Annotated in this window: 8 protein-coding genes; 3 read left to right on the top strand and 5 right to left on the bottom strand. The window is 39.7% G+C overall.

Going from position 1 to position 12,862, the window contains the following annotated elements; genetic code table 11:
• The first annotated feature begins 15 nt into the window (after positions 1–15).
• The 3 genes from pcaF (at position 16) to POD11_RS05110 (ending at position 4,744) form a co-directional block, all read left to right on the top strand.
• On the top strand, positions 16–1,230 hold the full coding sequence (gene pcaF / locus POD11_RS05120; protein WP_262456610.1) for a 3-oxoadipyl-CoA thiolase: 1,215 nt from the start codon (positions 16–18) through the stop codon (positions 1,228–1,230).
• A gap of 10 nt (positions 1,231–1,240) precedes the next feature.
• Positions 1,241–2,020, top strand: coding sequence for a 3-oxoadipate enol-lactonase (pcaD, locus tag POD11_RS05115; protein ID WP_262456609.1), 780 nt, complete (start codon positions 1,241–1,243; stop codon positions 2,018–2,020).
• 261 nt (positions 2,021–2,281) lie between these two features.
• Positions 2,282–4,744 carry a penicillin acylase family protein gene (locus tag POD11_RS05110; RefSeq protein WP_262456608.1) on the top strand — a complete coding sequence of 821 codons (2,463 nt, stop codon included), beginning with the start codon at positions 2,282–2,284 and terminating at the stop codon, positions 4,742–4,744.
• A 70-nt stretch (positions 4,745–4,814) separates the two neighbouring features.
• On the opposite strand, the gene POD11_RS05105 is transcribed toward POD11_RS05110, so the two are convergent.
• From POD11_RS05105 to feaR, 5 genes are all read right to left on the bottom strand, one after another.
• Positions 4,815–6,302: an NAD-dependent phenylacetaldehyde dehydrogenase gene (locus POD11_RS05105; protein WP_262456607.1), complete on the bottom strand. Its 1,488-nt coding sequence runs from the start codon at positions 6,300–6,302 to the stop codon at positions 4,815–4,817.
• 43 nt (positions 6,303–6,345) lie between these two features.
• On the bottom strand, positions 6,346–7,953 hold the full coding sequence (locus POD11_RS05100) for a GMC family oxidoreductase (protein ID WP_262456606.1): 1,608 nt from the start codon (positions 7,951–7,953) through the stop codon (positions 6,346–6,348).
• A gap of 65 nt (positions 7,954–8,018) precedes the next feature.
• Positions 8,019–9,236: a hypothetical protein gene (locus POD11_RS05095; protein WP_262456622.1), complete on the bottom strand. Its 1,218-nt coding sequence runs from the start codon at positions 9,234–9,236 to the stop codon at positions 8,019–8,021.
• A gap of 143 nt (positions 9,237–9,379) precedes the next feature.
• Complete coding sequence (gene tynA, locus POD11_RS05090; protein WP_262456621.1) at positions 9,380–11,695, bottom strand: primary-amine oxidase; 2,316 nt, start codon at positions 11,693–11,695, stop codon at positions 9,380–9,382.
• 208 nt (positions 11,696–11,903) lie between these two features.
• Positions 11,904–12,818 carry a transcriptional regulator FeaR gene (feaR, locus tag POD11_RS05085; RefSeq protein ID WP_262456605.1) on the bottom strand — a complete coding sequence of 305 codons (915 nt, stop codon included), beginning with the start codon at positions 12,816–12,818 and terminating at the stop codon, positions 11,904–11,906.
• Between the last annotated feature and the right edge of the window lie 44 nt (positions 12,819–12,862).

Raw genomic sequence — 12,862 nt, 5'->3', positions numbered from 1 at the left:
AGGACGAAAGTTAGAATGAAAAACGCTTATATCATCGATGCCATCCGTACCCCATTCGGCCGTTATGCCGGTGGTCTTGCACCTGTCCGTGCCGATGACCTTGGCGCTGTGCCGATTAAAGCACTTATGCAACGCAATCCAAATGTAGATTGGGAACAGGTCGATGATGTGATCTACGGCTGTGCCAACCAAGCCGGTGAAGATAACCGTAATGTCGGTCGTATGTCAGCTCTCCTTGCAGGTTTACCATATCAAGTACCAGCAACGACTATTAATCGTTTGTGTGGTTCCTCACTCGATGCCATTGCCATTGCTGCCCGTGCCATTAAGGCAGGTGAAGCGAATTTGGTGATTGCAGGTGGCGTAGAAAGCATGAGCCGTGCACCTTATGTAATGGGTAAGTCAGACAGTGCTTTTGGTCGTAGCCAGAAGATTGAAGACACCACCATGGGCTGGCGTTTCATCAACCCTAAACTTAAAGAATTGTATGGTGTAGACACCATGCCCCAGACTGCCGAAAACGTGGCTGAACAGTTTAACGTCAATCGTGCAGATCAGGACCAGTTTGCCTTGGTGAGCCAACAACGCACCGCAAGCGCGCAAGCCAAAGGCTTTTTTTCTAACGAAATCGTGGTAGTTGAAATCCCTCAGCGTAAGGGTGATGCTGTTGTGATTGATAACGATGAGCACCCACGTGCATCAACTACCCTTGAAGGTTTAAGCAAACTTAAACCTGTTGTCAAAGCAGACGGCACTGTCACTGCGGGGAATGCTTCGGGCATTAATGATGGTGCAGCAGCTTTATTGATTGCTTCTGATGAAGCTGTTCAAACTTATAACCTCAAACCACGTGCCAAGATCATTGCTTCAACAGCGGTGGGTGTAGAGCCACGTATTATGGGTTTTGCTCCGGCACCAGCCATTAAAAAACTACTTAAACAAGCCAACCTGACTTTAGAGCAGATGGATGTAATTGAACTGAATGAAGCCTTTGCTGCACAGGCTTTGGCAGTGACCCGTGATTTAGGTTTACCAGACGATAGCAATAAAGTAAATCCAAACGGTGGAGCAATTGCTTTAGGTCATCCACTTGGTGCATCAGGTGCACGCCTCGTGACCACAGCCTTAAACCAGCTTGAGCAAACAGGTGGTCGTTATGCCTTATGTTCAATGTGTATTGGTGTTGGTCAAGGGATTGCTTTGATTATTGAACGTGTTGAAGCACTTTAAGGAGAAACAAATGCCATCTTTTCAATCTGCCCATGCACAAATTAACTATCAAACCTTTGGCGAACCGTCATCTCCTGCTCTGGTGTTTTCCAATTCTTTAGGCACCAATTATGGTATGTGGCAAAGACAGTTTAATGAATTGAAAGATCAGTTTTTTGTGATCTGCTATGACACTCGTGGTCACGGTTCATCATCCACACCTGACGGCCCATACACTGTAGAACAATTAGGTGAAGATGTTGTCCGTTTACTTGATCATCTAAATATTACTAAAGCTGCTTTTTGTGGTATTTCAATGGGCGGTTTAACTGGGCAATGGCTTGCAATTCACTACCCTGACCGTTTTAGTCATGTGGTTGTGGCAAATACTGCCGCTAAAATTGGGCAAGAACAGGCATGGCTTGATCGTGCAAAATTAGTGCGTGAGCAAGGTTTACAACCGATCGCAGCTACAGCAGCTTCGCGATGGTTTACAGATCCCTTTATCCAAAGTCATCCTTCAATTGTCAACAACCTGTGTAACGACTTAAGTGCTGGCAGCGCAATAGGTTATGCCAATTGTTGTGAGGCTTTGGCTAAAGCGGATGTACGTGAGCAGTTAAAAGATATTAAAGTTCCAGTATTAGTAATTGCTGGAACTCAAGACCCTGTAACAACCGTTGCAGATGGTGAATTTATGCAGCAACGCATTCCACAATCAAAACTTGCAGAAATAGATGCTTCTCATATTTCCAATGTAGAGCAACCAGAAGCTTTTAATAAAATCTTAAAGGATTTTTTAGTGAACTAATTTTGCTTTCTTTAAAATTTATACATTTCGAAAAAGGCCAGTCATGGCTTTTTTATTCTCTTAAAAAAGCAAAATCTAAATAACTTGTTCGAGAAGGTATAAATATATACCTCAAATGTAATGGAAAATTACATGGATAAATAACAGTATTTTAAATTCATGAACAGGGCTTGTTCATCAGTGACGTGAATCTAAGAAGATTCTTAAATCGTTCACTTCTACATCATAATGAAAGTAAGGATATCTAAATTGAACATACCTATGCTGAACTCTCGGCCTCACCCTACGCGCCCTTTAATTAAATATGGAACATTACTTTTAAGTGTACTTCTAGCTGGTTGTAATTCTTCGTCAAGTTTAGAGCCAACACCGACACAAAAACAAATCACAATTAAGCGGGATAAATTCGGTACACCCCATGTCTATGCAAATGACACCTATGGACTTTTCTATGGTTATGGCTATTCGGTAGCGACCGATCGTTTATTTCAGATGGAAATGTCAAAACGTACAGGACAAGGCACAGTTGCTGAGGTGCTCGGTTCCCACTATCTTCAATATGATATTGCGACACATAGCCGTTTTGATCCAGAAAATATTAAACAGCAACTCGCCGCGCTCTCACCAGAAGACCGAGCAATTTTTGAAGGTTATGCCGCAGGTTTTAATAAACGGGTTAAAGAAGTTTTAGCAGATCCAGCTCTTATACCTAAAGAGTTTACAGATCATGGTTTTAAACCATCAACATGGCAACCAGAAGACATTGCTATGGTTTGGGTGGGCTTAATTTTAAATCGCTTCTTTTCAGCAAGCTCGGAAGTATCAAATTTAGATTTACTCACGCAACTGCAAAAAGAAAAAGGTCAAGAAGAAGGCCTCAAAGTCTATCAACAATTACGTTGGCTAGATGACCCAAGTGCTCCCACCATTATCCAATCTGCACAAAAACCACAGTTTATAGCACGTCAACAACAAATACTTAAAGACATTAGCCCTATTTCAAACAAGGCAGCCAAAACCTATTTAGCTCAAGCTCGCATTGCTTTAGGTAAAAGTGTGGTAGACGGCGTACCTACCGCCAGTAATGCATGGGTCTTAAAAGGCGATAAGACCATTGAAGGCCAAGCAGTTTTATATAATGGTCCACAACAAGGATGGTATACGCCTGCAATCACCTACGGTATTGGTTTACATGGAGCTGGCTATAATTTGACAGGTATTACTCCAGTTGGATTACCTGCAATTTTATTTGGAACTAATGGCAAAATAGCATGGGGTTCTACGGTAGGTTCACTCGATACCAACGATGTTTATCAACTCACCTTAAGTCCAAATAATTCAAAAGAATATTTATATAAAGGAAGTTATATTCCATTTGAACACAAGCAAGTAAAAATCAAAATTAAGAATCAAGCCGATCATGTTTTAGATGTTTATAAGAGTAAACAAGGTTTTGTAAGTACATGGGATGAAAATAACCATACGGCGTACGCACAAAAACGTAGCTGGGAAGGCGTAGAAATTGAAACCTTATTAGGATGGGCAAATGCAGCGAAAGCTTCAAATTGGAATGAGTTCCTTGCTCAAGCCAAACGTGTAGCGGCTTCTATTACTTGGTTCTATGCCGATACTAAAAATAATATTGGTGTTGCTGCTTTAGGTCGTTTACCTATTCGCCCTGAAAACCAGCATATTCAGCTTCCAGCTAAAGGTGATGGTTCAATGGAGTGGCAAGGTTTTTATGACTTCTCACACAACCCTAAAGAATACAACCCACAAAAAGGCTATGTCACAAGCTGGAATAACAAAGCCTATGCTGGTTTACGCTCAGATTCTTCAAACTTTTCTTATGTAGATCGGGTCAATGAACTGCTTGAACCTTTAGAAAGTAAACCAAAACTGAGTCAGCAAGAAATTTGGGAAATTAATAAAACAGCAGCATGGTCAGATTTAAATGCGCGTTATTTTGTTCCTTATATGATTCAAGCAGCACAAAGCCCTAATGCCTCACTCTTAGCTAAAAAAGTTGCTCCCTTACTTGCTAGTTGGGATCTTAAATTACGTCCTGATAGCGAAGCCAGATATTATCAAGGTGCAGCACCAGCAATTACACGTGCATGGCTTAATCAAATGATTGAACTGGTACTCAAACCTAACCTTTCAGAAAATATTTATAAGCGCTATACCGATACGCTTTATCCGATAAATAATGATCCACGAAGCGCACAACCAGCGAGTGCATCGAAATTAATCTGGAATGCTCTTCAAGGAAAACAGGCAAGCGTTCCTCAGAATGTTGATTTCTTAAAAGGACAAACACCAGATGAAGTTGTCTTAAAAGCTTTAGAAAATGCCCTGGCTGAACTTTCAAAACAATATCACTCGACTGACCCGAATGACTGGAAAATTCCGGTGGCAACCATGGGCTTTTCCAGCAAAAATTCGGTAGGCATTCCTTGGGCTGATCCATCGCATGAACAACAGCTCAGCACTTATGGAAATACGGGAAGTGCTACGTTTAGAGTGGTCTTAAATCCAAATCAAATCACCATGTGTTCGATTTTGGCCCCAGGACAAAGTGGTTTTATCAATCAAAACGGAAAACCTGATGCCCACTTTGCAGATCAGCTTCCTTTATTTGAAAGTTATAAATGTAAAGAGGATGCGGTGAGTCAAAAGGAAATCGACCACTCAACTCAACAAAGCATCACTTTAAGTTACTAACTTTTTAGTCCAGTTTTTATGTTAAAGGCGGAGGTTTGTTATTGATAAAATGACAAACCTCCTTATTGGCTTAATACCGAATCATGACCGATTTTAATTCGGTGTAATCTTCAATAAATGCATCAGAAAACTCTCTACCAATTCCTGAAGCTTTCACACCACCAAATGGAACTGATGGATCTAAGAACGTATGCATATTAACCCACAAGGTCCCTGCTTCAATCTTAGGAATTAAACGCAAGGCTTTAGATAAATCATTTGTCCAGATGCTTGCGGTTAAACCAAAGCGAGACTGGTTCATCAACTGAATAAGTTCTTCATCAGTTTCAAATGGCATTACCCCGACCACGGGGCCAAAGGTTTCTTCTGAAAATAAAGGATCATCCGTATTTTTAAAGGAAATTAAAGTCGGTTGTACAAAATAACCAGTCTGATTTAAAGCCTCACCTCCAGCAATAATCTGATTATTGGCTTTTGCCATATCTAAATAATGTTTTACTTTATGAAAATGTGGTTGGTTAGAAAGTGGACCAAACATACTTCCCTCATCCATGGCCGATCCAATTTTGAAACCAGAGAGTGCTTTAGAAAGTTTTTCCACCAATTCATCGTATTTTGTATGATGTACAAAAAACCGTTCTGGGGATGCACAAACTTGGCCTTGATGTACAAAAGTTGCTTGTAATAAAGTCGGTAAAATCTCATCAATATTTGCATCTGCCAAAACAGCTATGGCATTTTTACCGCCTAACTCCAGACTTACACGGGTTAAATCGCTGCTCATCGCAAGTTTACCAATCGCAATGCCTGTCGGCACTGAACCTGTAAATGAGACTTTCTTAACGAGCGGCGACTCAATTAAATATTGTCCCGTCTCCCCCCTACCTGTTACTACATTAATCACACCCGCTGGAATACCTGCCTCAATAGCAAGTTCAGCTAAACGTAATAAAGATAAGCTAGCAAACTCACTTGGTTTAAGCACAATGGTACAACCCGTTGTTAAAGCTGAACCAATTTTCCAAACACCAATCATCAGTGAAAAATTCCAAGGCACAATCCCTGCAACCACACCAATAGGTTGTCTTAAAGTAAAGGCCGTATATTTCTCACCTTGCATAGAAGGAATAGAGGGTTGCATGGTTTGACCATTAATTTTGGTTGCCCAACCAGCAAAATATCTTAAGAAAATAACAGATTGTGCGACTTCAAGATGCCTTGAAATATTGATAAGTTTTCCGGTAGACAACGTTTCAAGCTGTGCAAGCTCTTCACCATATTGCTCAATTAAATCTGCCAGCTTGTTCAGTTTAACGCCACGCTCATACGGTGTCGTTTCAGCCCAAGCATTTTGAAAAGCATGTTCAGCACTTTTCACCGCATTTTCGACATCTTGTTGACTACCAACACTAATTTGAGCAACAACTTGTTCAGTCGATGGATTTACAATATCCACTTTATCCAAAAGCTCGGCAGCAACTAGTTTTCCATCAATAAAATGTCCATGTTGTCGCGCCATAAATTGCTGTACGCTTTGTAAAATCTGAACTTCACTCATTTTCTTTTCCTCTTTTCATTTCTAAATATTGATATGACAGCAACTACGCGACCTGATTCAAAATAAAGTCCGCACCACGTTCTCCAATCATGATGGCAATTGCGTTGGTATTACCGCTTGGAACTTGTGGGCAAATAGAACAATCCACCACACGTAAATTTTTAAAACCATGGACTTTAAGAGTCTGATCAGTGACGGAATCTTGCGGAGCATTGCCCATTTTGCAGCTACCTGCGGGGTGATAGACCGTTTTAATGTTCTGGCGCATCCATTTATCAATCGCTTCAATATCATCAGGATCGATATTTGCAGGCTCAATCACTTCTTTGACAATCGCTTTCAATGCTGGTTGTTGTAATAGGCGAAGTCCGGCCTGTACCGCACGGATATTTGCGTCAATATCTTCTTGATGACCTAAATAATTAGGATCAATGACAGGTAAATCTTTAGGATCTTTACTGCTTAAACGTAAAGTCCCACGTGCTTTTGGCTGTACATGTCCGACTTTAATGGTAAGGCCATGTGCTTGAGCCACTGATTTTTCACCAGGGGTATTATCGAAATTATCCAGCACAGGTAAAAAATGAAATTGGACATCAGGCCGACCATTGTTGTTGGTGTCAATAAAACCACCACCTTCTAGAATATTGGTGGTCAACAATCCTGAACGTGTAAAACACCACTGTAAAAAGTGCCGTACGGCGGTTAAACCTTGGTCTTCACCGAGCAGACTATTATTGGTTGTTACCGTTGCATTAACCGACATATGCAAATGATCATGAAAATTTTCACCTACGGGTAGGTCACGAATACATTCAATGCCGATCTCATCTAAATGCTGTTTTGGACCAATTCCCGAAAGTAATAAAACTTTAGGACTACCAATTGCTCCAGCACTTAGAATGACTTCTTTTTGAGCTTGTACCGTAATGGGTAATTTTCCCCCAACGCTATAAGTCACCCCAGTAACCTGATCACCTTGAGTTTCAATTTTATGGACTAAGGCATCAGTAATCACCGTGAGATCTGGGTGGTTTTCGACTGACTTTAAATAGGTTTTTGAGGTACTCGCCCGTGAGCCATTTTGAGTAGTAGTTTGATAAAACCCTACACCTGCCTGATCCCAACCATTAATATCATTGACGTAATTCATGCCCATTTGTTGACCTGCTTTAATACAAGCAAGCGTCAAAGGATGGCGATAGCGGTTTTCACTGACAGGTAAAATGCCATCTTGTCCGTGATATTCATTAGCAAGACTTTCATTTTTTTCTGCTTTTTTAAAAAAAGGCAGTACATGTTGATAAGACCACTGATTGCATCCCCATTCCGTGGCCCATAAATCATAATCCTGACGTTGGCCTCGGCAATAGATCATTCCGTTGACCGAGCTTCCGCCTCCCAACACTTTTCCTTGTGCAAGGATCATTTCACGATGATTACAATATTTCTGAGGGACAGTCATGTATTGCCATGATTTTTGCTGGAATACTTTAACCACCGTGGCAGGTATGGTATGAAACATACTGCTATCTCGGCTTCCTGCCTCTAAAACAAGAACGCGCCCTGCTTTGGCCTGTAACAGCCGTGCTGCAACCACACAACCTGCCGAGCCTGCACCAATCACGATATAGTCATATTGTTTATTCATCTGATTTCACCTAAGTTTATTTTTATGAATGCACCGTCAATAAACACGGTCTCCTTTGCTCTGTTTTAATAGATGTATTGCAGAATTAACTGTGCATACACATTAGTTTTGTCATCGTAGTTTTGAGTACCCCCACTATGGATATCGTGTTTCGGTTTATAGAGTCCCACTAAAGGAATAACGTTGAATTTTTTATTAACCGACCAAACCGAAAATACATCTAGTTCATGTCCATCTACATTAGTTAAAGATTCATTAACTGTTTTGAACTTATAGGCCAAAGCACCTAACATAAAGTTTTCTTTTAGATTCATACTGTAAGAAACTTGGTGAATATCTGCATTTTTGTTGAATGGGCCAGCATAATTTCCGGCAACTTCACCTTGAAACCACGTGCCGAACCCGACTGTATTTCCATAAAACATCGGGTCATATTGGTCGGAAAAATGGCTAAAACGGTAGCCTAATGAGGGCGTATATTTTGAAGATAAAAAGTTATAGTTCAGCGCCAAGTAGCCTGCATTTTCTTGACCATCTTTTTTATCTTGCACAACAAACTCAGTCTTAACTTGTAGCTCAGGCAAAGGTTGATAATTCAAACGTAAAGCATAATTTTTAAGATCTTCGCGCCCTGAAACTTGCTCAGTATCTTCAAGGTCTAATACATTTAAGTAAGTAAATCCAACGCCTTTATCTTTAAGCTGATACATCAGATCGGTTACAAAGAGTTCAGGTGAAAATTGTGCTTTATTGTCCGATTTTAAATAAGCCAGTTTTAGCGTGGTATTCTCTTGCGGTTTGTATTGAAGCAAACTTGTAAAATCAAAACTTCGACGGGCTGCCAGATAATATGCTCCGCCCCGATCAAGTGCGCCATCCGCAGGTGGTTTACCGAGGTTTAATGCATCACCCGCAATAAAAAACCCGTCACCAATCATGATATTTTGTCGACCAATACTTAAATCATAAGTTGTTAACTCATCTTTATTGGTGCCATCTTTAAAACCCAAGATCCATTCATTCACATCTGTTTTGCGTTCTTTACCATTACTATTTTGGCCTGCATCGCCATCGCCAAATGTGGCCGAGCTAATACCACTCAAGCTCGCATAGAGTTGATTGTTTTTAAAGGTGTATTGTCCTTTAGCACCATATTTAAGATGGCCTTCTTGCCAATTAATTCTTTCGTCATCTAGGTTTTCGCCGTTATAACTTTTACCGCTACTAAAAGCCCCAAAAGTTGCTTCAAAAGTCGGTTTAATTTCAAGCTCACCAGCATGCACAGTTGAAAAAAATGAGACAAAGAGAGTCCCTCTCATAACTTGAGAAAGTAGAGTTTTCATACAAAATTCCTTTTTTGTGAATGGTCTACCAGACGCTAAGAGTGGGTAACCGATTCGTTACCCATCTCGCTTGATATACGTCTTTAGTGATGGTCGTGCTGCGTGTTTTGCTCTTCTTCGCCCAAGTTTAAAGTCGGCGTATTATCAAAGAAGTTCCACGGTTTGATAAGTGTATTCACCCATTCTGTCGGCATGATTGGCCATTCTTCTGCACGTGCCACATGGGTTGTGCCTGTTGTCATCCACACCACAAGATCTTTATTTTCAATATTTTCATTGTTGCTAATAAACTGGCCTAAACCTGTGTCATGAGTCGAACGGTTTGAATATTTACCTTCAGGATAACGTTCATCCTGATTATATTGCGTCACCCAAATTTGCTTATCCATAAAGTTCAAACGTTTAAATAACCATTCATCTTTAGAAAAATTAGCACCCTTCGCCACAGGGTGTGTTCCACCTGCAAAAGGAATGAGCTGGTAAGAAACAGGATTACCTAATTTATTTTCCTTGTTGAAATTAGTCAGTAAACGAATGGTAGATGGATCAAATTTTTCAGCCGCATTCTGCTCATTGGTAATGACTTTACTGTCAATTTGCATTGTACTTGTACGCACACCGCCTCGATCATTGGCTTTAACCACAGGGTCCATATGCATGAAACTATTATTTTCCCCATCTACATCCATATCTAAGCGGAAGTTATAGATATGTTGATGGGTTGTACCCACAATATTATGGTCAATTAAGGTGCCATATTTGGTGTCTTCTTTTGCGGTACTGTCATGCATGGTTCGTGCTTTAACGCCTTTAACCGCTTCAATACCTGTAGCACCCGCATTAATCCCAATTACGCCATTTTGAGCAAATACCCAGTCAAACATGTAATCGTAATTACCCACTGTACTAATCCAGCGCACTACAAGTTCACGGCGTGCTTCACTTGCATCTTGATCACCAAATATTTCTTGGTGTTTATATTCAGGCCCAGCATAACGCTCAAAAATTGCAATCGCATTTGGAATCACTTGTGGCTGGCCTTTGTAGTCTGCAATGACAGCATCAAGTAGAACCGCATTTTCTGGTGCATCGGTCCCAAGTTGAATGGCTGATGTGAGTGTTCCCATTCCGTACTCACCAGAGTCCAGATAAGACTTAAAGTACCATCCCATATCAGGGTCACCATATGGAACCACCATTCCACCAAGGTTACCTTCATACATAACTTTACGTTTTACGCCTTTATCTTTATACGTCACGGTTGAAAGTTGCAGGCCAACACGAGAGTCTAGTGCGACATGGAAGCACCAATTACCCCAGTGTACTGTTTGTCCTGTAATAGAAAAGTTCTTACCTTCGGGTTCACTAATATTCAACGGTTTAATTTTTGGTGGTTTGGTATTTTTAGTGGCATAAGGTCGATCCGTCATCGGAACAGGAATCATGGCTCCTTCTTCGATTTTAATAATTTTTTCTTTATCTAAATCAACCACAGCCACCAAGTTTTCAATTGGATGCGCCCAATAGTTACCATCGCCAGTATCTAGATACGACACAACTTTTAAAACATTAAGTTGTTTATCCAAACCATCTTTACCACCAAAATATCCAACGGTTAATGGATTGGTAATGACTTTCTTAACATCTGTTACACCACGTTTGCGTAAAGCATCCTGATATTCTTTACTCGCTTCAATCACGCGCTGTACAGTTTCAAAGTTATCGAGCAAGACCATTCCATGAGTATCTTTAAGTACATTCCATTTTGTGACTTGCTGAGTGTTAAGGTTAACTTCACCTTCAATCGCTTGATTGCCTTTTAACAAAATGAAAGATGCAATTCGAGCGTCTTTATATTCTTTGTGATTAATAAAATAATCCCAAACTTTTGCTTTTTCTGGTTCTTTTAGTTTTAATTCGGCAAAACGCATATTTTTATAAGCATATTTTGAGCGATTAATGACATCAAATGTCTTTTTAATTTCGTCAGAATTTAAACTATTGAGTGGATGAAACGTATTTTCAACTTTAAAAGTTTGATCTAAACCAGACTGAAATACTTCATTAAAGAAGTCTTTTCCAATAACAGGTTTATTATCTTTAATTAATAGTGGGACGCTTAATTTTAGAGGTTTGCCATTCACTAAAACCTGATTTGAATTTGGCTTGGCTCTTACCATAATAGAGCCTTTGGTAATCATATAAGTATTAGTAAAATCGTCTTTGACAACTTTAGCGCCTTGCTCACTCATGTTTTGGTAAAGAGATACCATTTCGGCTTTTCCACCATGAGCAAAAGCTTGAGTATTTAATCCCCAAAAGCTTGCAGCTATTGATAAGTTAAGCGCTAATATCTTTTGTATGTCATTCAATAATCGTTGTTTACGCATTGGTTTCATCCTTTTCATCTATCCCTGAACCATCTGAATCAGACAGTTAAAATGCACTTTCCTATGTGTGAAATTCATTAAATAAACTTAATAGTCCTGTGCTTATTAAGCTCATCTAACCTGTTCTAATTAATTTAATTTCAACACACTTGCATGGGGCTAGCTTGTTCAAGAATGACCTAGAACTTGTCTAAAAATGACATTCAGAGATGAAAATTTAAACTGTCATACCCTCTCTAAATTCTTTAGGAGAGATACCATAGGTCTTTTTAAAGATCTTTGAAAAATGAGCACCATCCCAAAAACCCCACTTCAAGGCAATTTGGGTAATCGAGCTTTGTCTGTTCTTTTTATCAAGCAAATCCGCTTTGACTTTTTCTAGGCGTTTGAGCTGTATGTATTTGTTAATAGATAAATTTTCTTGAAGGAATAAACGGTAGAGATGTCGTAGTGATACTCCAATATGCTCTGCAATTAATTTAGGGGTTAAATCTGGTTTTGCTAAGTTCTCAATAATAAAACGCTCGGCTTTTTCCATCAGGTTATTTGAACTATTAATATTTTTATAATTAATTGTGGGTTTGATTAAGGCAATTAGGGCATCTTCAAAAGCATTACCGTCTTCGGTTGCATACCAAAGTTTGATATTTTCGGGTGACATATTTTTCAAAATATTTTTGAGTAAAAAACCACTCATATTTTGCGTAATCAGTTTTCCAAAATATTCGGTACTAATATTTTCTTTAAGTAATTTTTCACGCGACAGGTGCACTGAAATCTGACTTACCAAACCTTGCGGATACATCGAAATTGTTTCGACTGGGTCCACCAACACAATATCGCCTTCATTCAGGGTTAAAGTTTCATTTTTATATTCGAGCAGCATTTTTCCCGAATACTGCAAAATCAAAAAGCAAAAACGATTATTAACACGGTCGATTTCATCGGCTTTTCGGACAATTTTATTGGCATTGTTTTTGATAAAAGCAATTTCGGTATCACCCAATAAAAAGCATTGAACCTCACCAATGAATAAATTACGGGTTCCGTCAAAATCGGTTTCAAAATTGCCGCACACATTTTTAATATGGTGCGTCCATGTGAGTAATGCATCACTTACATATTGGTTCATCCCTTACCTCTCTATACACGCGCCACAGCTCAAGACTTTTCTTT

Origin of the sequence: Acinetobacter sp. P1(2023), assembly GCF_028367635.1 — a bacterium.
GTDB classification, from domain to species: Bacteria; Pseudomonadota; Gammaproteobacteria; order Pseudomonadales; family Moraxellaceae; genus Acinetobacter; species Acinetobacter pittii_E.
The sequence above is the reverse complement of the archived record's forward strand: the minus strand, read 5'-3'. Positions and strand labels throughout refer to the sequence as shown.

Excerpts from the sequence above, each read along its gene's own strand:
- POD11_RS05105 (WP_262456607.1), bottom strand. The coding sequence starts at position 6,302 with ATGAGTGAAGTTCAGATTTTACAAAGCGTACAGCAATTTATGGCGCGA.
- POD11_RS05110 (WP_262456608.1), top strand. The coding sequence starts at position 2,282 with ATGCTGAACTCTCGGCCTCACCCTACGCGCCCTTTAATTAAATATGGA.
- pcaD (WP_262456609.1), top strand. The coding sequence starts at position 1,241 with ATGCCATCTTTTCAATCTGCCCATGCACAAATTAACTATCAAACCTTT.
- POD11_RS05100 (WP_262456606.1), bottom strand. The coding sequence starts at position 7,953 with ATGAATAAACAATATGACTATATCGTGATTGGTGCAGGCTCGGCAGGT.
- feaR (WP_262456605.1), bottom strand. The coding sequence starts at position 12,818 with ATGAACCAATATGTAAGTGATGCATTACTCACATGGACGCACCATATT.
- pcaF (WP_262456610.1), top strand. The coding sequence starts at position 16 with ATGAAAAACGCTTATATCATCGATGCCATCCGTACCCCATTCGGCCGT.
- tynA (WP_262456621.1), bottom strand. The coding sequence starts at position 11,695 with ATGAAACCAATGCGTAAACAACGATTATTGAATGACATACAAAAGATA.